General features: G+C 68.9%; 16 protein-coding genes and 2 pseudogenes. 8 read left to right on the top strand and 10 right to left on the bottom strand.

The window, feature by feature from the left end; genetic code table 11:
* Positions 1-197 precede the first annotated feature (197 nt).
* Positions 198-443 (top strand): annotated as a pseudogene (locus MQH10_RS15110) (TonB-dependent receptor plug domain-containing protein); the annotation flags it as partial.
* Between the two features lie 661 nt (positions 444-1,104).
* Entirely contained in the window at positions 1,105-2,478 is a 1,374-nt protein-coding gene (locus MQH10_RS15105; protein WP_242564857.1) for a TonB-dependent receptor domain-containing protein, read from the top strand.
* Positions 2,479-2,579: 101 nt separating this feature from the next.
* Here MQH10_RS15105 and MQH10_RS15100 read toward each other — a convergent pair whose 3' ends face one another.
* A complete protein-coding gene (locus MQH10_RS15100) occupies positions 2,580-2,972 on the bottom strand; it encodes a hypothetical protein (RefSeq protein WP_242564856.1) in 393 nt (130 codons plus the stop codon).
* Between the two features lie 150 nt (positions 2,973-3,122).
* Between MQH10_RS15100 and MQH10_RS15095 the strand changes: the two genes are divergently transcribed.
* Positions 3,123-3,665: an NADPH-dependent FMN reductase gene (locus tag MQH10_RS15095; protein WP_242564855.1), complete on the top strand. Its 543-nt coding sequence runs from the start codon at positions 3,123-3,125 to the stop codon at positions 3,663-3,665.
* A 49-nt stretch (positions 3,666-3,714) separates the two neighbouring features.
* Positions 3,715-4,707: a helix-turn-helix transcriptional regulator gene (locus MQH10_RS15090; protein WP_242564854.1), complete on the top strand. Its 993-nt coding sequence runs from the start codon at positions 3,715-3,717 to the stop codon at positions 4,705-4,707.
* 218 nt (positions 4,708-4,925) lie between these two features.
* On the opposite strand, the gene MQH10_RS15085 is transcribed toward MQH10_RS15090, so the two are convergent.
* Entirely contained in the window at positions 4,926-6,923 is a 1,998-nt protein-coding gene (locus MQH10_RS15085) for an OPT family oligopeptide transporter (protein ID WP_242564853.1), read from the bottom strand.
* A gap of 150 nt (positions 6,924-7,073) precedes the next feature.
* On the opposite strand from MQH10_RS15085, the gene MQH10_RS26865 reads away from it, so the two are divergent.
* Together MQH10_RS26865 and MQH10_RS15075 are read left to right on the top strand one after the other, a co-directional pair.
* Positions 7,074-7,340 carry a ribbon-helix-helix domain-containing protein gene (locus MQH10_RS26865; protein ID WP_419720779.1) on the top strand — a complete coding sequence of 89 codons (267 nt, stop codon included), beginning with the start codon at positions 7,074-7,076 and terminating at the stop codon, positions 7,338-7,340.
* Positions 7,337-7,651, top strand: coding sequence for a type II toxin-antitoxin system RelE/ParE family toxin (locus MQH10_RS15075; RefSeq protein WP_242564852.1), 315 nt, complete (start codon positions 7,337-7,339; stop codon positions 7,649-7,651). Before MQH10_RS26865 ends, MQH10_RS15075 begins: the two co-directional genes overlap by 4 nt.
* Positions 7,652-7,654: 3 nt before the next feature.
* Here the strand turns inward: MQH10_RS15075 and MQH10_RS15070 are convergent, their stop codons facing one another.
* Together MQH10_RS15070 and MQH10_RS15065 are read right to left on the bottom strand one after the other, a co-directional pair.
* Positions 7,655-8,695 (bottom strand): serine hydrolase domain-containing protein, encoded by a 1,041-nt coding sequence (locus MQH10_RS15070; RefSeq protein WP_242564851.1) that lies wholly within the window; start codon positions 8,693-8,695, stop codon positions 7,655-7,657.
* Positions 8,696-8,708: 13 nt separating this feature from the next.
* Positions 8,709-10,090 (bottom strand): annotated as a pseudogene (locus MQH10_RS15065) (L-serine ammonia-lyase).
* A gap of 136 nt (positions 10,091-10,226) precedes the next feature.
* On the opposite strand from MQH10_RS15065, the gene MQH10_RS15060 reads away from it, so the two are divergent.
* Positions 10,227-10,760, top strand: coding sequence for a GNAT family N-acetyltransferase (locus MQH10_RS15060; protein WP_242564850.1), 534 nt, complete (start codon positions 10,227-10,229; stop codon positions 10,758-10,760).
* On the opposite strand, the gene MQH10_RS15055 is transcribed toward MQH10_RS15060, so the two are convergent.
* Both MQH10_RS15055 and MQH10_RS15050 read right to left on the bottom strand, forming a co-directional pair.
* Positions 10,757-12,739 carry a tetratricopeptide repeat-containing sulfotransferase family protein gene (locus MQH10_RS15055; protein WP_242564849.1) on the bottom strand — a complete coding sequence of 661 codons (1,983 nt, stop codon included), beginning with the start codon at positions 12,737-12,739 and terminating at the stop codon, positions 10,757-10,759. The two genes, MQH10_RS15060 and MQH10_RS15055, sit on opposite strands and share 4 nt — an antisense overlap.
* Before the next feature lie 134 nt (positions 12,740-12,873).
* A complete protein-coding gene (locus MQH10_RS15050) occupies positions 12,874-15,366 on the bottom strand; it encodes a TonB-dependent receptor plug domain-containing protein (protein ID WP_242564848.1) in 2,493 nt (830 codons plus the stop codon).
* A gap of 907 nt (positions 15,367-16,273) precedes the next feature.
* Between MQH10_RS15050 and MQH10_RS15045 the strand changes: the two genes are divergently transcribed.
* The gene (locus MQH10_RS15045) at positions 16,274-16,762 is read left to right on the top strand and encodes a RidA family protein (RefSeq protein ID WP_242564847.1); all 489 of its coding nucleotides are present in this window, start codon (positions 16,274-16,276) and stop codon (positions 16,760-16,762) included.
* Positions 16,763-16,809: 47 nt separating this feature from the next.
* Here the strand turns inward: MQH10_RS15045 and MQH10_RS15040 are convergent, their stop codons facing one another.
* The 4 genes from MQH10_RS15040 to eutC form a co-directional block, all read right to left on the bottom strand.
* Entirely contained in the window at positions 16,810-17,745 is a 936-nt protein-coding gene (locus tag MQH10_RS15040) for an aldo/keto reductase (RefSeq protein ID WP_242564846.1), read from the bottom strand.
* 69 nt (positions 17,746-17,814) lie between these two features.
* Complete coding sequence (locus MQH10_RS15035) at positions 17,815-20,178, bottom strand: ATP-binding protein (RefSeq protein ID WP_242564845.1); 2,364 nt, start codon at positions 20,176-20,178, stop codon at positions 17,815-17,817.
* A gap of 84 nt (positions 20,179-20,262) precedes the next feature.
* Complete coding sequence (locus tag MQH10_RS15030) at positions 20,263-21,753, bottom strand: amino acid permease (protein WP_242564844.1); 1,491 nt, start codon at positions 21,751-21,753, stop codon at positions 20,263-20,265.
* Between the two features lie 129 nt (positions 21,754-21,882).
* Positions 21,883-22,662: ethanolamine ammonia-lyase subunit EutC (eutC, locus tag MQH10_RS15025; protein WP_272886961.1), on the bottom strand; the 780-nt coding region annotated here is incomplete at its 5' end.

Raw genomic sequence — 22,662 nt, 5'->3', positions numbered from 1 at the left:
CGGGCTTGATTGGGGAGATACAGATGATCCAGACCCGCACCCTCCGCGCCATGCTGGCGCTTGGCGCCTCCGCCGGGGCGCTGTTGAGCGTCGCGCCGGCCTACGCCGCCGCCGCCGCGGAGACCGACCAGGCCACCACGGTCGACGCCATCGTCGTCACCGCCCAGCGCCGCGAAGAGACCGCCAACAGCGTCGGCATGGCCATCCAGGCCTTCCGCGGCGACCAGCTGGAAAAGCTGCACGTCACCAATGTGAAGGACCTGGCCAGCGTGGTGCCGAGCTTCTCGGTGTCGCAGAGCTATCAGGGGGTGCCGACCTACACCCTGCGCGGAATCGGCTTCAACACGATCAACATGTCGGCGACCTCGACGGTCGGCACCTATGTCGACGAAGTCGCCTACGCCTATCCGATGATGAACACCGGCCCGGTCATGGACCTGGCGCGGGTGGAAGTGCTGAAGGGCCCGCAGGGCACGCTCTATGGCCGCAACACGACGGCCGGCCTGATCGACTTCGTCACCAACAAGCCGACCGACACCTTCCAGGCGCAGATCTCCGCCGAGGTGGGCAACTACAAGACCCACAATATCGAGGGCATGATCTCCGGCCCGCTGGGTGACAAGGTCCAGGGCCGCCTGGCCTTCCGCACCGACGACAGCGACGAGGGTTGGCAGAAGTCCAACACCCGCGGCGAGAAGCTGGGCGAGGTCCATCGCTATGGCGTGCGCGGGGCCCTGGCCTTCGAGCCCACCGACGCCCTGAAGGTCGACCTGAGCTACACTTGGTGGAAGAACCAGTCCGACACGGTGGCGGCCCAGGGCATCGGCTTCACCCCGGCGACGGACCCCGCGAACGGCGGGACCACCAGTCTGTTCAATGCGCCGGGCCTGGCCACCTATATCTCGACCCACGTGCCGACCTCGGCCGACCAGGCCGACTGGGCGCCCTACAGCCAGCGCGCCACGGACGTGGGCACGGGCCTGGGCATCGGCGGGCCCCTGCGCGAAAACAACACCTTCAACGCGGTGAAGCTGCGGGTCGGCTATGACCTGAGCGACGATGTGAAGATCGTCTCGCTGACCAGCTACAACAAGCTGAAGCGCGATGCGGTGTTCGACTGGTCGCGCGCCCTACGAGATCCTGGTCCAGCACGCCGAAGGCGACATCGAATCCATCGCCGAGGAGCTGCACGCCGAGGGCCACACCGACAAGGCCAACTGGCTGGTCGGCGCCTATTACGGCAAGGACACCATCCTCGACTCCAACCGCACCCTGCTCGGCCAGAACGCCAATGTGCCGTTCATCCGCTACTACACCCTGACCCTGCTGGGCACGCCGTTCAATTCCGGCGGCTACACCCCGCTGCAGGCCAGCCAGGCGTTCCGCACCTATCGCGACGTCGGCAACATCAAGACCACCACCCAGAGCGTCTTCGCCAATGGCGACTACAAGCTGACCGACGTCCTGAAGCTGACCGCGGGCATCCGCTACACCCAGGACAAGCAGGACTTCGCCGGCTGCAGCCGCGACTTCAACGGCAACATGCTGCCCAACGTCAATGTCACCAACCGCGCCCTGTTCTTCGCGGCCAACGGGCTGGTGGCGCCGATCACCCAGGGCCAGTGCAACACCTTCAACCCCACGACCCACAGCTTCGGCATCGTCACCTCCAAGCTGGACGAGGACAATGTGGCCTGGCGGGTGTCGCTGGACTGGACGCCGGCCGACAATGTGCTGCTCTACGGGGCGGTGTCGCGCGGCGCCAAGGCCGGGGCCACGCCGATCAATGCGGCCAATATCTCGACCCAGGACGCGCCGGCCCGCCAGGAACTGCTGCTGGCCTATGAGACCGGGATCAAGGCGGCGCTGTTCGAGCGCCGGGTGCAGGCCAACCTCTCGGCCTTCTATTACGACTACAAGGACAAGCAGCTCAGCGTCTATTTCGCCGACCCGATCTATACGGCGCTGGCCCGCCTCGCCAATGTGCCGAAGTCCGAGGCCTACGGCTTCGACGGCGACGTCACCTGGCGCGTCACCCCGTCGCTCACCCTGATGGGGTCGGGCACCTGGCTGCACACCGAGGTGAAGGGCTATGTCGGGATCAATGCGGCCGGCAAGACCACCAGCTTCGACGGCAAGCCGTTCCTGTACAGCCCGACCTTCCAGGGCAGCCTGACGGCGCTGTACAACCACGACCTGACGGACAAGCTGGGCCTGCAGGTGGCGATCAACGGCCACCATCAGACCAAGTCGCACGCCGACCTGGACGGCAATCCGCTGTTCGGCATCCCGGACTACAGCACCCTGAACGCCAGCATCGGCATCCATTCGCTCGACGACAAGTGGGAGGCCGCGCTCTGGGGCCGCAACCTGACCGACGAGTACTATTGGACCGCCGTCAGCTCGAACGCGAACGTCGTGGTCCGCTTCCCCGGCCAGACCCGCACCTTCGGGGCGTCGTTCACGGTGAAGTACTAGATCGGATTGGACTGACCCCGCCGGGCTTTCTTCCCACCGGCGGGAAAGCCCAATGCACGGGGAGGGGCGGCGTCCGGGCGACCGGGCGCCGTTCTGTTTTTTCAGGCCGCGACCGAGCGGGGCTCTTCGGCGGCGTAGCTTTCCTCGTCCCAGAGATTGTCCCATTCGGCCCAGCGGGCGGCGGCGTCGCGGACGCGGGCGTCGTCGCGGACCGAGACCACCTCGCCCTGGCTCTCGTCCCAGACCACGGTCAGGTCGGAGAGGCGATGATCGGCGGCGGAGAGCCGGCCCTGGGCGATCAGGCTCTCGACCATCTCGGCGCTGAGGCGCAGCTTCATGCGGCCGCCGGCCATGCGGGTGCAGAGATCGGCGTGGGTGATGACCTTGGAGATCATGCCGGCGTCGGCGGCGACCTGGGGCCGGCGCGCGTCGAACAGGAACAGCGGTTCCGGGCGGATCGAGCGGGCGGGGCGGAGGTGAGCGACGTTGGGCATGAGCAGCTCCTTTCGTTTCGGCGAGGATCACCCTAGGGGCGTGATGCGTCAGAAACGGTCGTAGGTTTTTGCTATGTTCTCGTTTTTCGGGGTCCGGGACAGCGAACCGACTCGGCTTAACAACGGACGTCGACTCGCGAGGTTGCCTCCATGCGTCTGCTCGCCCTCTGCGGCAGCCTCCGGGCTGTCTCCTCCAACGGCTCGGCCCTGCAGGCCGCGGCGCGGCTGGCGCCGGCCGGCGTGGAGGTCGTGATCTATGACGGCCTGGCCGGCCTGCCGCACTTCAATCCGGACCTCGACACCGAGACGCCGCCCGAGGCGGTCCTGGCCCTGCGCCGCGTGATCGGGGCGAGCGAGGGCCTGATGATCTGTTCGCCGGAATATGCGCACGGGGTTCCGGGGGCCCTGAAGAACGGGCTGGACTGGCTGGTCTCCAGCCTGGAGTTCGCCGACACGCCGACGATCCTGATCAACACCTCGCCGGGCTCGGTGCATGCGCCGGCCCAGCTGAAGGAGATCCTGGCCACCATGTCGGCCCGGCTGGTGGAGGAGGCTTTCGTTATCCTGAACCTGCGCGGGCGCAGCCTGGACGCGGGGGGGATTGTCGCCGATCCGGACCTGTCGGCCGCCCTGGCGGACGGGCTGGCGCGCTTCGTCGCGGCGATCACCGCTCAGCCCCGCGCCCGCTGGTAGCCGCGCGCGCGGATCGGTAGGGTCGGGGCCTCGAAGGGGAGATCGGCGCTTGCGGCACGAGAAGGCGACACGGCTGCTGGAGCTGGCCCGCCTGCTGGCCTCGTCCGCCGAGGGCCTGACCCTGGACGAGATGGCCCAGGCCATGGGGGTCGGGCGGCGCACGGCCGAGCGCATGCGCGACGCGGTGCGCGAGGCCTTTCCGCAGATGGAGGAGGTGGACGATCCGCCGACCCGCCGGTTCCGCATTCCGGCCGGCCTCGACGGCATCTTCCAGGCCCCCACCGCCGATGAGTTCGCCGCCCTGCGCGCGGCGGCGGAGAACTTCAAGACCCTGGGCGCCACCACCCGGGCGGCGGCCCTGACCAGCCTGGAGCAGAAGGTGCTGTCGGCGGTGCGGGCGGGCGTGCGGCGCAAGCTGGCGCCGGACATGGAGGCCCTGCTGGAGGCCGAGATCATGTCGTTCCAGGCGGGGCCCAGGCCCTTCGAGGACCAGACCGTGCTGGGCCCGGTGCGCGAGGCGATCATGTCGCTGCGCAGGCTGAAGTTCAAATATGAGGGGGGCTCGACGCCGGGGCGCGAGCGGGAGGTCACCCCCTTCGGCCTGCTGTTCGGCCGCGCCAATTATCTGGTGGGGGCGGAGGGCGGCGGCGCGGAGCCGCGCACCTGGCGGCTAGACCGCATCCGCGACATCAAGGTCAGTCCGACGCCGGGAACCCGGCCGGAGGGCTTCACCTTGCAGGCCTTCGTCACCCGCAGCTTCGGCATCTATCAGGACGCGGTGGAGGAGGTGCGGTTGCGCATCCTGCCCCACGGGGCGGAGGAGGCGCTGGGCTGGCGCTTCCACCCGACCCAGACGCTGGAGCGCCAGGCCGACGGATCGGTGCTGGCCACCTTCCAGGCCGGCGGCATGCGCGAGCTCGCCTGGCACCTGTTCACCTGGGGCGACAAGGTCGAGATTCTGGCGCCTGAGCGGCTGAAGGCGATGATGCGTGAGGAGCTGGCCGTGGCGGTGAAAGCGCATGGGCCATTGCCTTCCCCCTAGATCGGGCGGCCCTTGTCGACGTCTCCCCTTCTCCCCTTGCGGGAGAAGGTGTCAGCGAAGCTGACGGATGAGGGGTTTCTTAGACTTCGCCGGATGGAGGCTGGCAGACGTCAGCTGAAAGGGGAGCAAGACCCCTCATCCGTCGTCCATCCGGACGACACCTTCTCCCGCAAGGGGAGAAGGATCGCTCAAATAGCCCCCCGCCTTGCGGGGGAGGATCAGACCCGCTTCGCCCGGTTCGAACTCCACAGATAAAGCCCGATCGGCGTGGCCAGGAAGGCGGCGGCGGCGATCCAGGCGGCCTTGTCCTGGAAGGCGTCGCCGACCAGGGCCAGCGGCGTTCCCTTGCCGGTGACCACGATCAGGCCGGCCAGAGCCACATTGAACAGGCTCTCCCCGACGATCAGACCGGAGACGGTCAGGACGCCGAGCCGCTTGGCGATCTCGCCGTGGGGGCTGCGCTCGACCAGGCGGTCATAAATCCAGCCGGCCGTGGCGCCGATCACCACCGGGAAGGTCACGGTGGCGGGCAGATAGATGGCCATGCCGACGCCGAGCGGCGGCAGGCTGAGCGCCCCGCCGGGGCGGTTGCGGGTGGCCAGGCGCAGGATCTCGTCCACGGCCACCAGGGCGGCGCCGAGCAGGCCGCCGACCCCGATCAGGCCCCAGTCGAGCTTGCCGCCGATCACCCCGGTGGCCAGGGTCGAGATCAGGGTCGCCTGGGGCGCGGGCAGGGGCTGGGCCGAGATGCCGTGGGTGGCGCCGGCGAAGCCGTAGGCATGGTTCAGGAGTTCGAGGATCGGCGGGATGACGGCCGAGCCGGCGATCACCCCGATGACCAGGGCGACCTGCTGGCGCCAGGGCGTGGCGTCCACCAGTTGGCCGGTCTTGAGGTCCTGGAGGTTGTCGTTGGCGCTGACCGCGACGGCCAGCAGGATGCTGGTGACCAGCAGGGCGAAGGCGACCATGGGCTTGGGGTCGCCGGCGCCGATCAGCGGCTTGGCGATGGCGGCGATGGTCAGAGCCGAGCCGAGCACGGCCAGGATCGCCAGGCCCGACACCGGGCTGTTGGACGAGCCGATGAGGCCGGCCATGTAGCCGCAGACCGCGGCGACGGCGAAGCCGCCGACCACGATATAGGCGAGCGACGCCACGGTCAGGGACGCCGTCAGAGGCGCCAGCGCCCCGCCGCCGATGAACTTGACCACCACCAGGGCGATGGGGATCAGGCAGGCGAGCGACACGGCGCCCACCCAGAAGATCGGCATGTCGCGCTCGACCAGGGGCAGGTCGGCCCCCTCGCCGGCGCTGCGGCGGCTCTGGGCGGCCATGGCCGAGGCCAGGCCCTGGCCCACGGGGATGATCAGCTTGCCGAGCGTCCAGATGGAGGCGACGGCGATGGCGCCCGCGCCGATGAAGCGGACCTTGTGCGACCAGACGCCGGTGGCGATGTCGGCCGCTGCGCCGGCGGCCGGGGCCATGTGGGTGAGGATGGGAACGGCCGCGCCCCAGGCGATGACGAGGCCGGTCAGCATGGCGATGCCGACCGAGATCCCCATCAGGTGTCCTGCGCCCAGCAGGGCGAGCGACATGGAGGCGCCGATGCCGGTGGCCGCCCCGCCGGTCCCGACCCGGAAATAGACCGCGACCTCGCCCGCGAAGACCCGGATGGCGGTTCCCAGCGCGAACAGGGCCGAGACGACGGAGCCCAGGGTGATGGCGGCCAGGCCCGCCTTGCCCTCGGACGCCGCCTCGCCCTCCTGGCCGCGCGAGCCTGAGCCGACCTTGAGCACCTCGGCGGCGGCGACGCCCTCCGGATAGGGCAGGGGCGACTGGGTGACGAGCGCCCGGCGAAGGGGGATGGTGTACATCACCCCCAGCACCCCGCCGGCCGCGCAGATGCCGAAGGCGGTCCAGAACGGGAAGCCGGTCCACCAGCCGATCATGACGAGGCCGGGCAGGACGAAGATCACCGAGGCCATGGCGCCGGCCGCCGAGGCCACCGTCTGGACGATGTTGTTCTCGAAGATGGTCGAGGTCTTGAAGCCCCGCAGCAGGGCCATGGAGATGATCGCCGCCGGAATCGAGGAGGCGAAGGTCAGACCGACCTTGAGGCCCAGATAGACATTGGCCGCCGTGAACACGAGGGTGATGAGGATCCCCAGGATCACGCCCCGAAGGGTGAGCTCCACGCGGGGCGAGACGGCGGCGGTCATGAAGGGCGTCCTGGCTCCAGCCGCGCACGTCGCGGCCCCTCAGTTGGAGCAGGATGTGCGGCAGGGCTCAAGGCCCCGATGCCTGTAGCGGGGCGTTGTGGCGTCCAGAATATTCCTTATATTGAGGACAATTGCTGTGGGAGGCCTTTCATGTCCAAGACCATGACGCTGAATGTCCGGGTCAGTGGCCGGCTTGGCGACTTCGTCGCCGCCAATGTCGCCGAGGACGGGGCCTACGAGAACGTCAGCGAATATGTTCGCGATCTGATCCGGCGCGACATGGAGCGCAACGAGGCGGCGGCCTTCGAGCACTTGAAGGCCGAACTGCAACACGCCTTCGCCCAGCCCGACGCCAGCTATGTGGAGCTGGACGCCGAGAGCGTGATCCGGCGCGGGCGTGAGCGCGCGGCGAGGTGAGCCGTTTCAGGATCCAGTCGGCGGCGGCCCATCGCCTGGACGAGATCTACGCCTACACCCTGGAGACCTGGGGCGAGGCCCAGGCGGAGCGTTATATCGGCGGCCTGTTCGCCCGGTTCGACGCCATTGCCGCCCGGGCCTTTCCCTGGCGACCGATTCCGGCGGCGTTCGGCGTCGACGGCTATGTCTGTCGGTACGAAAAGCACCTGATCTATTGGAAGCGCCTGGATGACGGCGCCGTCGGCATCGTCACCATTCTGCACGAGCGGATGCACCAGATCGATCGGTTCCGGGACGACTTCGGCGCCTGACGCCTAGCGGAACAGGTCCACCATCTCGCCGACCCAGGCTTTCAGGCCGTCGCGCAGCTCCATCGGCGTGCGGCCGTGGCGGACGAAGACCAGGTCGAGGTCGGGGACCACCACGGTGAACTGGCCCTCGTGGCCGTTGGCCGAGAAGCTGCCGGGGCCGCCAAGGCCCAGCCACCAATGGGCGCCATAGGGTCCGTCTTCGCAATCGGGCTGCTGGAAGGTCGGCGTGCGGGCGTAGTCGACCCAGCCCTGCGGCAGAATGCGGCGGCCGTCCCAGACGCCGTCGCGCAGATAGAGCAGGCCGAAGCGGGCGAAGTCGCGGGCGGTGGTGAAGCAGAAGGACGAGCCGATGAAGGTCCCGGCGGCGTCGAACTTCGGGACCGGGCTGGTCATGCCCAGGGGCTCGAACAGCCGGGCCCGCATGAAGGCCTCGAAGTCCGGCCCATAGGCGTCGATCGCCCGCGAGAGCGTGCGGGCGACGATATTGGTCGTGCCGCTGGAATAGGAGAAGAAGGTCCCCGGCGCGTGGGCCAAGGGCTTGTCGGCGGCGTAGTGGGCGACGTCGTCCTTGCCCGGCCCCCAGAGCATGGCGATGGTGTCGGACGGCTGGTCCGGCAGATAGACCTCCGAGAACTCCAGCCCGCTCGACATGCGCAGCAGGAGGTCGAGGGTGAGCGCGCCGCGGGGATCGCCCGGCGTCTTCCATTCCGGAACGTCGGCGGGGGCGTGGATATCCAGCTTGCCGTCGCCGACCAGGATCCCGGCCAGGGCCTGGGTGATCGACTTGGCCTTGGACCAGGACATGCAGGTCTTGTCGGGCCCGTGCTCGGGACCATAGCGCTCATGGATGAGGCGCCCGCCCTGGACGATGACCACGGCGTGGGTCTCTCCGAAATCGGCGAAGCCCTTGCCCATCAGGGCGTCGAAGCGGGTGCGGTCGAGGCCGGCGGGCAGGTCGCCTTGCGGCCAGGCCGTGGTCGGGAACGGAACGTCGGCGGCCTGGGCGGGGAGCGGGAGCAGGGTCATGGGGGGAGGGTGGCCCATGGCGCGCGCCTTGTCAGCACTCGACCATGTTGACGGCGAGGCCGCCCAGCGAGGTTTCCTTGTAGATCTCGCTCATGTCGTCGCCGGTGCGCTTCATGGTGGCGATGACCTTGTCGAGGCTGACCGTGTGCTGGCCGTCGCCGAGCAGGGCCAGGCGCGAGGCGTCGATCGCCTTGACCGCCCCCATGGCGTTGCGCTCGATGCAGGGGATCTGGACCAGGCCGCCGATGGGATCGCAGGTGAGGCCCAGATTGTGCTCCATGGCGATCTCGGCGGCGTTCTCGATCTGGGCGTTGGTCCCGCCGAGCGCGGCGGTGAGGCCGGCGGCGGCCATGGAGCAGGCGACGCCGACCTCGCCCTGGCAGCCGACCTCGGCGCCGGAAATCGAGGCGTTCTTCTTGTAGAGCGCGCCGATGGCCGCGGCGGTGAGCAGGAAGGTGCGGCGACCCTCCGCCGTGCCGCGATAGAAGCGGTCGTAATAGCGCAGCACCGCCGGCAACAGGCCCGCCGCCCCATTGGTGGGGGCCGTGACGACCCGGCCGCCCGCGGCGTTCTCCTCATTGACCGACAGGGCCCAGAGATTGACCCAGTCCAGGGCCGCCAACGGGTCGGAGAGATTGCGCTCGGCCTTGCCGGTCAGGTCGGTGTGGATCTGGCGTGCGCGGCGGCGGACCTGCAGCCCGCCGGGCAGGCAGCCGTCCTGGCGCAGGCCGCGCTCGATGCAGGCCTCCATGGCCGCCCAGATGGCGTCGAGCCCCTCGAACACCTCGGCCTCGGACCGCGTCGCGGTCTCATTGGCGAGCATCAGGCGCCGAGGGTCAGGCCGGCGCGCTCGGCCTGGTCCAGCAGTTCGACGCCGGAATTGAAGGGATAGGGCTCGGGCAGGGTCCGGGCCGGGGCGGCGTTGGCCTCGATCTCCGCCTCGTCGAGGACGAAGCCGCCGCCGACCGAGAAATAGGTGCGCTCGTCCAGGACGGTCCCGTCGGCGTCGAGGGCCTGGAAGCTGAGGGCGTTGGGATGCTGGGGCCGACGCTCGCGGCCGCGCCAGAGGATGTCGCGGGCCTCGTCGAAGCCGATGACCGGGCCGTCGCCGCCCAGGGTCAGCCGGCACTCGGCGCGGATCTGCGCCAGGGCGGTCTCGGCGGCGTCGGGGTCGATGGTGGCGGGGCGGAAACCGGCCAGGCCCTGGATCACCGCGCGGTCGGTGGCGTGGCCCCGACCGGTGAGGGCGAGCGAGCCGAACAGGCTGATGGTCACCCGCGCCGTGCGGGGCAGGAGGTCGAGGTCGGCCAGCCGCGCGACGAAGCGCGCCGCCGCCGTCATCGGCCCCATGGTGTGGGAGCTGGAGGGGCCGACGCCCAGTTTGAACAGATCGAAAACGCCGGCGCCTGCCATGTCCCTGGCATAGGCTATCGTCGCGGCGCCGCCAAGCTGGGCGGCTCATGCTCGCCGGCGGCCAGGCGAGGTGAAATCGACCCTTGCGGCGGATGGACCATCGCCGAGCCGCCGGGGCGCCGTCTAGACTAGCGCCATGTCCGACCTGACCCTCCGCCTCGCGACCGAGGCCGACCTCCCCGCCCTGCGCGACCTGATGGCCCGGTCGATCGGGGAGCTGCAGACGCGCTTCCTCGATCCCGCCCAGCTGGCGGCCTCGTTCGAGGTGATGGGGCTGGACACCCAGCTGGTCGCCGACCGCACCTATTTCGTGGTGGAGGAAGCGGGCGCCCTGGCCGGCTGCGGCGGCTGGAGCCGGCGGGCGACCCTGTTCGGCGGCGACCACTCGGCGGGGCGCGACGCGGCCCTGCTGGATCCGGCGAAGGACGCCGCGCGGATCCGGGCCATGTACACCAGCCCCGACTTCGTCCGGCGCGGGGTGGGTCGGCTGATCCTCGCCGCCTGCGAGGCCGCGGCCCGATCGGAGGGCTTCCGCCGCGCCGAGATGGCCGCGACCCTGGCCGGCGAGCCGCTCTATCGCGCCTGCGGCTATGAGGTGATCGAGCCGTTCGAGAGCGTGACCTCGACCGGGGTGGCCGTGCCGCTGAAGCGGATGGGCAAGGCGCTCTAGCCGCGCCAGCCCTCATAGGCCGGGCCGAGGGCGTCCTTCAGCGGACCCAGCCAGGGCTCATAGGCCCGCCATTGGTCGAGGCCGCCGCGATAGATCGGCTGGCGCACCTGTTCGGAGCTGACGGTGCGCACGGTGCGGTCGTTCTCATAGAACTTCAGGCAGGCCTCTTCGAAGGCGAGGCCGCAATAGGCGAGCAGGCGGCGGACCTCCCGCTCGGTCTCGGTGACCATGTCCTCATAGAGCACCCGGTGGACGCGGCCCGGGGCGACGGCGTCGAAATGGGCCATGAGCTCCACATAGTCGGCATAGTAGCGGCCGAGGTCGGTGAGGTCATAGGAGAAGGACTGGCCCTGGGCGAAGTGCTGCTTGAAGGCCGAGAAGCAGGAGCCCATCGGGTGGCGGCGCGCGTCGATGATCTTGGCCTTGGGCAGGATCAGCCGGATCAGGCCCACATGCTGGAAATTGTTCGGCATCTTGTCGATGAAGAACCGCCGGCCGAGCTTGCGGTTCACCCGGGTGGTCTCGATGTAGCTCTCGCCCAGGGCCCTCAGGGCCGGACCGTCGAGCCGGGCCAGCGCCTCCGGATAGTCGGCGCCGAGACCGCGGGCGATCAGGCCGATGTCGGGCAGCTCCATGGTGCCCTCGACCTGGGAGTGGCTGGCCAAGATCTGCTCGATCAGGGTCGAGCCCGAGCGGGGCAGGCCGACGATGAAGATCGGGGCCTCGTCGGCTGCGCCCAGGTCCTGGCGCTCGCCCAGGAAGGCCTCGGTGAACAGCGCCTTTGACCGCCGCATCAGCGCGGTGGTGGTCTCCGGATCATAGGGCGTGGCGGTCCGGCGCAGGGCGGCGCCCTGCGCATAGTGGCCGAAGGAGGCCTCGAAATCCTTGCGGTCCTCGAGCGCCTTGCCCAGCGCATAGTGCAGGTGCAGCCGGTCGTCGATCGCCAGGTCGGGCCTGGCCAGGGCGGCGCGCATGGTCGCCTCCTCGGCCTCGGAGAAGGAGGCGACCTTGAGATTGGCGAGGCTCCAGTAGGCGTCGCCGAGGTCGGGGGCCAGCGCCAGGCAGCGCTTATAGGCGGCGACCGCGTCATCGCGGCGGCCGACCGCGCGCAGGGTGTGGCCGTAGTTCAGCCAGAGCCGGGGCTGCTTGGGATAGTCGCCCAGCAGATCCTCGAAGATGGCGATCACCCGGTCGTCCTCGCCCACCAGGGCCAGGCAGGCCGCCAAGAGGTTGAGATAGGCGGGGTCCTTGGGGGCGCGGGCGACCAGGGCCTCGATCTGGGCGAGCGCCTGGGTGGCCTTCTGCTGCTTGAACAGGGCGTCGGCGTAGCTGAAGCGGGCGCCGTCATGGCCGGGGTCCAGCTCCAGGCTGCGGGCGAACAGCAGTTCGGCGTCGCCGTGGCGGGACTGGCGCGCATAGATCTCGGCCAGCATCCGGGTGGCGGCGGCGTCGTCCAGATGGGTCAGGAGGCGCTGGCGGACCATCTGCTCGGCCGTGGCGACATCGCCGCGGAACAGGGCCTCGGCCGCCGGCTTCAGGGCGGGATCGGTGACGGCGGCGCGGCGGTGCTCGGCGAAGGCGGCCTCGGCGGCCGCGGCCTGGCCGTCGCGGAACAGGAGGTCGCCTAGGGCGCGCCAGGCGTCGGCGTGGTCGCGGTGGAGGCTGACCGTCTGGCGAAGGGCCGCGACCGCGGCGGCGACGTCGCCGACGGCGGCCAGGGCGACGCCCAGTTCGTATTGGGTGTTGGCGGCCTTTGGGAAGGCGCGGGCCAGGGGGATTAGGATGGCCAGGGCCGCGCGGGGATCACCGAGGCGTCGCCGGGCCGAGGCCAGGATCAGGGCGGCGCGGGGGTCGCGCGGATCGGCCTTGAGCACCGACTCGGCCTCGCGCCCGGCGCGGGCGGGGTCGGTGGCGAGCAGGGCGGCGGCGCGCTCGATGATGGCGGCCGCGGCGGCCGGGCCTGCGGTCATGGAGGCCATGTCGTCTTCCTGATGGGCCGTCTGCGGCGTCTTTCCCATACGCGCCCGAGGTCGGGCCTGCATAGGGCGCAAACGGAAGGGGCGGATCGAGGTCTCCCCCGATCCGCCCCGGCCTTTGGCTTAGGCGTGCGACCTTAGAAGGTGACGGTCACACGGGCGTAGTAGTAGCCGCCGTTGATCCCGTACGGCGACGAGGTCATGGGCGCGTCATAGACGTTGCTGCCGTTGGCCGGACGGCCGATCGACGACAGGTAGGGCACGTTCGGCGGCTTCTTGTCGAACAGGTTGTTGGCGCCGCCTTCGACCTTGAGGGCCGGGGTGACCTTGTAGGCCACGGTCAGGTCGGTGATGGCCGCCGTGGGGATCTCCAGGTTGGTGAAGATGTTGGCGGTGCTCACCAGGGTCGAGGACTTGCCGTAGATCGACTCGCGGAGGTTCACGCTCCAGTTGCCGAGGGTCCAGTAGCCGCCGCCGACGATCTTGAACTTCGGCGTCGCCGTGGTCAGGCCGGTGAGGGCGCTGGACGACAGCAGGGTGTTCTGGGTGATGATCGCCGGCAGGGCCGAGAAGTCCTGGGCCGGCAGCGGGTTCTGGTGGGTGACCTTGGTCTCGTTGTAGTTGAAGCCGCCGGTCCAATCGACATGGCCGTATTCGCCGAAGTCGGTGGAATAGGTGACGGTCAGCTCGGCGCCCTTGGTGCGGGTGTCGACGGCGTTGGTGAACACGTTGATGCCGGCGTAGGAGATGCCGGAGTCGAGCGTGTTGCCGTGGGCCGTGATGGAGTCCAGCACCGCCTGCGAGATGACGTTGTTCTTCCCGCCCGAAACGATCGACCCGTAGAGGAAGCCGGTCGTCTGGATGCGGTCGGTGATGTCGATCTGATAGGCGTCCAGGGTGATCTGCATCCGCTCGATCGGGTGAGCGACGAAGCCGATGCTGTAGTTCTTGGACTTTTCAGGCTTCAGCGGCTGGAAGCCGGCGATCAGGGCCGAGGCCGAGTTCGCCGGAAGCTGAACGGCCGCCGAGGACGGCGAGACGTTGGTGCCGGAATAGAATTCCTCCGCCAGGGTCGGGGCGCGGAAGCCGGAGCTGATCGTGCCGCGCAGGGCGAACATCGGGCTGAAGTCGTAGCGGGCGGTCAGCTTGCCGACCGTCGCGTCGCCGAAGTCGCTGTACTTGGAGTAGCGGCCGGCCAGGTCGACGTGCAGGTCCTTGATCGGGTCGACGGCGAAGTCGACATAGCCCGAATAGTCATGGCGGCTGTGCTCGCCGGCGTTGGACGGGTCATAGCCGGTGAAGGACTGGGCCCCGGCGCCGTAGTAGGACGAGGGCTCGCCCGCTTCGATGCTGTAGGTGTTCTTGCGATACTCGGCCCCGAACGCGAAGTTCAGCGGGGTGGCGGCGCCGATCTCGAAGGTCTTCACGAAGTCGGCGTTGGTCGTCCACTCCGTGGCCTTGAACTGGCCGTCATAGAAGTCGCGCTGCGGGATGATCGGGGTGGCCGAGACCGCCGCGAGCACCGGGAACAGCTGAGCATTGGCCGAGTTGTTCGTGTAGATCTTGTCGGCGTCCTGGCCGTAGGTGCTCGACAGGTCCCAGGTGAAGGTGTCCATCGACCCCTTGATCCCGCCGGTGAACGAATAGTCGTCCTCGGCCAGGGTCTCGGTGGGGTTGAAGCCGCTGGGCAGCGGGTAGTAGGTCACGCCGGTCGAGGTCTTGCCGGAGATCTTCGAGGGCACGCGGTAGTTCTCGTAGGAGTCCGCGTTGCGGTGGCTGTAGCTGCCGGAGCTGTAGAGCTCGACGCCCCCGCCCAGGTCGTAGCCCGCGTTGAAGAAGCCGTTGTAGATATTGTACTGCGGGTCGCCGATGATGTTGTTGACGTTCGGCGAGCCGGCCATGTTCAGCACGCCCTTGTCGACGGCGCTGACCGTGGACTTCAGCGTGCCGTCGCGGTTGAACAGGCGACGGTCCGCGCCGCCCTGGCGGCTGAACTCGTGATAGCGCTCTTCAACCGTGAAGTTGATGAAGCCGTTCTCGCCCAGCTTCATACCGTTGTTGAACGACCAGGCGCCCGACTTGCCGCCATTCTTGTAGTACTGGCCGCCGGTCACGGTGGCGACGCCGCCGCTGGAGGCGCTCTTGAGGATCAGGTTCACGACGCCGGCGACGGCGTCAGAGCCGTACTGGGCCGCGGCGCCGTCCTGGAGGACTTCGACGTGGTCGATGGCGCCGACCGGGATCAGGCCCAGGTCGGCGGTGGCCGAACCCGAATAGGGGCTGCCGCCGAGCACGGCGAGGTTGCCGGTGGCGTGACGGCGCTTGCCGTTGATCAGCACCAGGGTGTGGTTGGGGCTCAGGCCGCGCAGGGCGGCCGACAGCGTCAGGTTGGCGGCGTCGCCGCCATAGGCCTGGGCGTTGAAGGACGGCAGGTTCTGAGCCATCGCCTGGATCAGGTCGGGCTGGGCGACCTGCTTCATGGCGACGGCGCCGAGCACCTGGATCGGCGCGGCGCTGTCGGCGGCCTTCATGCCGGTGACCCGGCTGCCGGTGACGATGACTTCTTCGACTTCAGCCGGCCCGGCCGCCGCGGCGGCGCTGGTGGCGACGGCGGCTGCGAGGCTCGCCAAGGAGACGCCCGCGAACCATCCAATACGTTGTTTTTTTGTCATGCTTATTGCCCCTCATCATTGGCGGCCCGTCTGGGGCCGCGCTGAATCAAGTCCCGATGGCGTCAGGACCTGAAAATCGAACCGCCGATCGGCGTTCTGACGGAATGAGTTCCGCCTTTTGAGACGCGATCGACAGGTGAAACCCGTGTCGTAGTGTCAAAGAATGCGAGCAATGACGCCGAATGGACCCACATCTGCGAGTCGTTCGAGGTAATTGTAAAATTTGAAACTCTCATACAGACGCATTCTCACAACAATACTGTGAGCCCGCCCCGTGTGTTTCCTCGACATGTCTTATTTGTATCGTTGACGCATACTATGAGCCCAACGCGAGTTTTGAATCGGCGTTTAAGGTCTAATAAAGGCTCGTCATGGATCCTGTAGGGTGTCAATCAGAGCCCGGCTGCGCTTCGGGCCGTGGCGATTTCGTGGCTGAAATGATCGCCGTATGCTCACGGATTGGGCGACTTTTGGGCTGATTTCGCTATGAGTTCATTCCTTGGGAACTTCCCGAATGACGATAGCTTGGGCGGTGACTCGAATATTTGAGGAATATTTGAGCGCCTGGCGCCCTGGGATTGAACATTTCGCCTTTGACTGAACGTGTTCACTGGCATGACCGTGCCTGTCGGTGCGGCGCCGAGGCCGGACAGGGACCAATTCGCAGGCCGCCCGGCCGCGGTCATGGTTTCAGCGCGTAACCGGGCTTACGGTCTTGGCGCGGCGCGCCGGAGCGCCTCCTTGGCAGGCGCCTGGGCGGGCGAAAGCGAGGCAGAGCTGTCTCGCCGCTCCCCAGCGCCTAGAGATGATGCAGTCACGCGACCGCCGCCGCATCTGGCGCGCGGCGCGAACATGGGAGAACCCGATGCGCAAACTGATGCTGGCCGCCCTCTTGCCCTTGCTCGCCGCCGCAGCGCCGGCCGCCGCCCAGGTGGTCCATGTGGGCGCGCCGACCGCGGCGATCGCCTCGGCCACCGTCGTGCCGCCGGGCTACACCACGGTCTATGTCTCGGGTCAGACCCCGCCGGCCCTGAACGCCGGCGCCCCGGCCGGCACGGCGCCGGAGTTCGGCGACACCAAGACCCAGACCCTGGGCATCATGAAGAAGATCTCCGACATCCTCACCGCCCAGGGCCTGACCATGGGCGACGTGGTGATGATGCGCGTCTATCTGGCCGGCGACCCGGCCAAGGGCGGCAAGATGGACTTCGCCGGCATGATGGAAGGCTACAGCCAATACTTCGGCACCAAGGACCAGCCCAACAAGCCGGCCCGCGTGACGGTCCAGGTGGCCGCCCTGGTGGCGTCCGGCATGCTGGCCGAGATCGAGGTGCAGGCCGTCAAGAAGCCGTAAGATGAAGCCGCGCCCTCCGGCCCATGCGGGCCGGAGGGCGCGCGATCTCAACTGATCAGCTTGGCGACTTCGTCGACCTGGTCGGGGGTGAGTTTCCAGTCGGCCCCCTTGGCGTTGGCCGCGATCTGGGCGGGCGAGGTGGCCCCGGCGATCACCGACGACACGACCGGGTGGCCGAGGATCCAGGCGAAGGCCAGCTCCAGCAGGCTGTGGCCGTGGTCCAGCGCCCAGGCCTGCAGCTTCTCCACCCTGTCGAAATTCCGCTCGTTGAGCGCCGCCTGGCCGCGGGCGCCCCAGGCCGCCAGTCGCGTGCCCTCGGGCGGCGCCTCGCCGCGCTGGTACTTGCCGGTCAAGAGGCCCGAGGCCAGGGGGAAGAAGGGCAGGAAGCCCAGGCCGAAGCGCTCGCAGGCGGGCAGCACCTCGCGCTCCACATTGCGTTCCAGCAGGCTGTAATTGTTCTGGGCCGAGACGAAGCGCTCAAGGCCCTGGGTCTTCGAGATCCAGTCGGCGTCGGCGATCTGCCAGCCCGAGAAGTTGGAATTGCCGAGGTAGAGCACCTTGCCGGCGCGCACGAGGTCGTCGAGGGCGCGCAGGGTCTCCTCGATCGGCGTGTCCGCGTCGGGGACATGCATCTGGTAGAGATCGATGCGATCGGTGTTGAGGCGCTTGAGGCTCGCCTCCACCGCGCTGACGATATAGCGCCGCGAGCCGCCGCGGCGGTAGGCGCCCTCGCCCATGGGATTGGCGAACTTGGTGGCGACGATCGCCCGGTCGCGTTTCCCCGCCAGGGCCTGGCCCAGGAACACTTCCGACTGGGCGCCGCCATAGATGTCGGCGGTGTCGAAGAAATTGATCCCGGCCTCGAGGGCGGCGTCGACGACGGCCTGGGTCTGGGCCTGATCGATCCGCATGCCGAAATTGTTGCAGCCCAGGCCGATGGCGCTGACCTTCAGACCGCTGCGTCCCAAATTGCGCAGGTCCATGTGCGTCCTCCCAAATGATCTAATTCAATGGGGGAAGCATGAGGGCCGGCGGGCCCGGCGTCCAGATCGTCAGACGATGTCGATCTGGCCCGCGTCGGCCTCGTCGAGCACGTCCTGGATGGCCAGCAGAAGGCGCTCCAGCTCCAGGGGCTTGGGCACCATGACGTCCATGCCGGCCCCGAGATATTCCGCCTGGTGATGGGCCATGGCGTTGGCGGTGAGCGCGATGATCGGGGTGCGGACGCGGCCGCTCTCGGACTCGCGGCGGCGGATCTCGCGCGTGGCGGCGGGCCCGTCCATGACCGGCATCTGGACGTCCATCAGGATGGCGTCCCATTGCCCCTGCGACCAGGCTTCCACCGCCTGGCGGCCGTCGCCCACGCAATGGACCTCGAGCCCCAACTGGGCCAGCAGGGTCTTGAGGACCATCTGGTTCATGGGGTTGTCCTCGGCGGCGAGGATCCTGAGGTCCAGACGGCCGTCCGGCGCCTCCTGCCGCGTCTCGACAAGCGGGGGCGGCCCTTCGCCCTCGAGCCGTTCGAGCGGCAGTGTCACGGTGAAGGTCGAACCCACGTCCAGCTCGCTATGCGCCTCGATTTCTCCGCCCATCATATCGGCCAGTTGACGGCAGATGGCCAGCCCCAGGCCGGATCCGCCATAGCGGCGCGTGGTCGAGGCGTCGGCCTGGACGAACTTCTCGAACAGGCGCGCCATCCGGTCGTCGGCGATCCCCGGGCCGGTGTCGGACACCGAGAATACAAGGCCTGGCGCGCCAAGCTTGACCGTCACCTCGACGGCGCCGCGGGCGGTGAACTTCACGGCGTTGGACACCAGATTGTAGAGAATCTGGCGGACCCGCGTCGGATCGCCGCGCCAACGGCCCTCGGCCTCGGGGGCGATATGGATGGCGAGCGAGACATCCTTGTCGGCGGCCAGGGTGGTGAAGGTGGCCTGAACCCCGGCCAGCATCTGGCGGATGTCCAGGACGCCGTCCTCGAGATCGAGCTTGCCGGCCTCGATGCGGGACAGGTCCAGGAGATCATTGAGCAGGACGAGCAGGGTCTCGCCCGCCTGGCGGATCACCCCCAGGCGCTCGCGCTGGACATCGGTCAGCTCGTCCCGGGCCATGGCCTGGGCCATGCCCAGCACGCCATTGAGGGGCGTGCGGATCTCGTGGCTCATGGTGGCCAGGAAGGCGGACTTCGACTGGCTGGCGGAGTGGGCCTCGTCGCGGGCGCGCTTCAGCCGCTGGTTCATCTCCATCAGCCGCCGTTCCTGGCGCTTCAGGTCCTCGATCGACTGGGTGATCACCACGCAGCGCACCGGCCCCTCGCCATCGAAACGCGAGGCGGTCAGGCGGAACCACTCGCAGCTGCGGGACGAATAGGCGCGGCTGTAGGTGGGGCGCTCTCCGGCCAGGACCGCGCGGATCCCCCGGGTCAGGGCCGCGCCATGCCGGCCGGGCAGGCCCGCCAGGATCGTGAACAGGTTGCGGCCCATGGGGTAGACCTCGACCTGGCTCAGCTGGGCGGCGAGGGTCCGGAACGCCTTGTTGGCCTCGACGATCGCGCCGTCCTGGTCGATCACGCTCAGGAAGGCGCCGATGCCGTCGATGACCCCGCGGCCGAAGCGCTCCGAGGCGCGCAGTTCGGCATTGGCCTGGCGCTGGGCGGTGACGTCCTGGCTGGCGCCGCGAACCGCCACGCAGCGGCCGTTGACCAGTTCGAGCTCGCCGATCACCCGCAGCCAGATCTGCTCCCCAGAGCCGGTGAGGACCGGCGCCTCGAACTCGATCCGTTCTCCGGCCGCGATCGCCTTGGTCAGCAGGTCGGTGATCCCGTCGCGGGTCTCGTCGGGATAGATCTCCAGGGACTTCGAGATCGGCTCGACCGGCTCCGGCCGGCCCAGCAGGGTCTTGAGCTCCGGACTCCAGCGGATGACCTGACGGCGCAGGTCGGCCTCCCATCCGCCCAGTCTCGCCAGCTGCGCGGCGGAGGACAGGGAGGCGGCGGCGGCCTTCAGCTGCTCCTGCAGGTGGATCCGGGGGGCGGATTCGATCATCAGCCCGCTGAATCCCTCCAGCACGCCGCAGGCGTTCAGAAGGGGGCGGACGTGCAGGTCGATCCAGAAGCGGCGGCCGGACTTGTCCTGGTTCTCGACCTCCGCCCGGAAGGGCTGGCAGGCCGCCATGTGGGCCCGCAGGGTCGCCAAGGTGTCGGTGTCGGTGTCCGGACTGGCCAGCAGGGCGCCGGGCCGGTGGCCGAGCGCCTCCTGGGCGCTGAAGCCGGTCAGGCGGGTGAATCCCTCATTGATCCAGACCAGCCGCCCTTCGGGATCGCAGAGCATGAGGGCGTGCATGTCCTGCTGCGCCAACCCCGCGAGTCTGGCGGCGAGGCCAGATCCTTCGATGTTGGGCGGCACAGATGTGAACATGGGCGGCTCCGCAAGCGCCCCCTTTCATGACGTCCGTAAGATAAACAGGCCGTTAGCTCTGTTCCAACCGCCGGCGTGGCGTCCCTAGTGCGCCTTATAGCCGCTCTTGCCCTTGCCAAGGGCGAACTCCTCCTCGGGGGAGAGCACCAGCCGATGGCGTCCCTGGAGCGCGAAATAGAGGGCGCCCACGGCGAACCAGATCGCCACCCCCAGCACCCCGGTGCGGTAGATCGGGTCCTTCAGCTGGTAGAGGATGGTGACGATCGAGATCACGACCGTGGCCGCCGCGCCGGCCACGCCCAGGGGGCTGCGATAGGGCCGCTCCAGGTCCGGCAGCTTGCGGCGCAGCAGGATGAAGCTCAGGCCCTGCATCACATAGGAGAACATCGCCCCGAAGACCGCCATGTTCAGCAGGGTCCCGCCGATGGCGGCCGATCCTTTCTCGGACCCCAGGGCGAACCAGACCGCCAGCATGACCAGGAGGCCGATCAGGCTGCCGGCGAACAGCGCGATGTCGGGGGTCTTGCGCGCGCCATGGGTCACGGACAGGGCCCGCGGGAAGTAGCCGGCCCGCGACAGGGAATAGACCTGGCGGCCATAGGCGAAGATCACCGCGTGGAAGCTGGCGACCAGACCGGCCACGGCCACCGCCGACAGCACCTTGGCGAGGCCGCCGCCATAGAGGGCGGCGAAGCCGTCCAGGATCGGCTGGCCGGACTTGGCGAGCTGGAAGGTCCCCGGCGCGATGGCCGAGTTCAGCCACAGCACCAGCAGGGCCGAAATGATCAGGGTGAATATGCCGGCGAGGATGCCCTTGGGCAGGTCGCGTTGCGGGGTGTGGGATTCCTCGGCCGCCAGGGGCAGCTGCTCGATGGCCAGGAACAGCCAGACCGCGAAGGGCAGCTGGGCGAGCGCGCCGCCGACGCCCGCGGGCAGGAAGGGGCCGTGGCCGTTCGGAAGCTCCGTGCCGCCCGGCCCGACATTCATGGCGTATTTGAAGAAGTCGGCATGGGGCAGGGCGCTCGCCCAGAACACCACCAGGCTCGCCAGGGCCAGCAGGGTCACCCCAACGGTGACCTGAAAGGACAGGGCGACGCCGGCGACATTGACGCCCACGAAGATCAGATAGGCGCCGATCCAATAGACCGGCTGGAACTCGGGCGGCGTGCCGAAAATCGCGCTGAGATAGGTCCCGATGAAGAAGCAGACCACCGCCGCGGTCAGGACGTATTCGACGTTCTCGCACAGGCCGGTGATGAAGCCGCCCCAGGGGCCCATGGCCGCGCGGGCGAAGGAATAGGCGCCGCCGGTATGGGGCTGGGCCGCCGCCATCTCGGCGATCGAGAAGGTCAGGCCCAGATACATCACGGTGATGATCAGGGTGGCGACGAACATGCCGCCCCAGCCGCCGGTCCCCATGCCGAGGTTCCAGCCGGAGAACTGGCCCGAGATCACCGCGCCCACCCCCAGCGCCCACAAGGAGAAGACCCCGGCATAGCGCTTCAGTCCGCGCTTCTCGAAATATTCGGCGCCCACGGTCTCGTAGCTGACGCCCGCTTCCTTGATCTCGCTCACCGCCGCCTCCTGAAAGATCCTGGTCGACGAACGATGTGATGGGAACAGCGAAGGCGCAAACCGAGAGTTGCAGGGCCTGTCCCAGGCGCCCGCGCCGCCGCCTTGCGTGGCGCCGGGGCGCCCGGACGCTCAGCGCTTCGGCAGGAGGGTCGCGCCGGCGGGCGGCAGGCGGGCCAGATCGCTCTCGTCCTTCAGGGCCACGCCGGTCAGGCCGAGGCGGCGGGCCTCCGCAATCAGCCAGGCCAGCTTGAAGGCGGCCTCGTCATAGCCGAGCCCCTCGCCGCGGATATTGGAGATGCAGTTGCGGGCGGCGTCGGTCAGACCGACCCGCGGGGCGAAGGTCAGATAGACGCCCAGGCTGTCCGGCGCGGACAGGCCCGGCCGTTCGCCGATCAGCACGGCGACGAGGCGCGCGCCCAGGGCCTCGCCGATCTCGTCGCCCAGGGCCACGCGGCCCTGGCGGGCGATGGCGACGGGCCCGACCGACAGGCCCTCGAGCCTGGGCAGGAGGGCGGCGATCAGGGGGGCGGCATGGGCGTGGACCGCGGCGCTCGACAGGCCGTCGGCGACGACGAGGGCGAGATCGCAGGGGGCGGGTTTCAGCTCCGCCAGCACGGCGCGCGCGCGGTCGGACAGCCGGCGGCCAAGGTCTGGCCGGCGCAGATAGGTCGCCCGGTCGGGGGCGGCGCTCTCCACCGCCAGGGCGGCGAGACCCAGGGCTTCGATCTTTTGGGCGACCTCATCGGCGGCGAAGGGGGTGTGGACGGCGTCGCGGGCCTGGGCGTGGGAGAGGGCGAAGCCCAGCACCTCGCGGGTCGGCAGGCCCGGCCCGGCGCGACCGAGCGCGATGCGGGCCGGCGTGTGCGCGGCCAGGTGGGTCCAGGGGTCGCGCGCGCGCGCGCGGGCGGG

The sequence above is a fragment of the Phenylobacterium aquaticum genome, from assembly GCF_022695515.1.
Classification (GTDB): Bacteria; Pseudomonadota; Alphaproteobacteria; order Caulobacterales; family Caulobacteraceae; genus Phenylobacterium; species Phenylobacterium aquaticum.
Note: the sequence above shows the minus strand (reverse complement) of the source record. Positions and strands in the feature narration are given on the sequence as shown.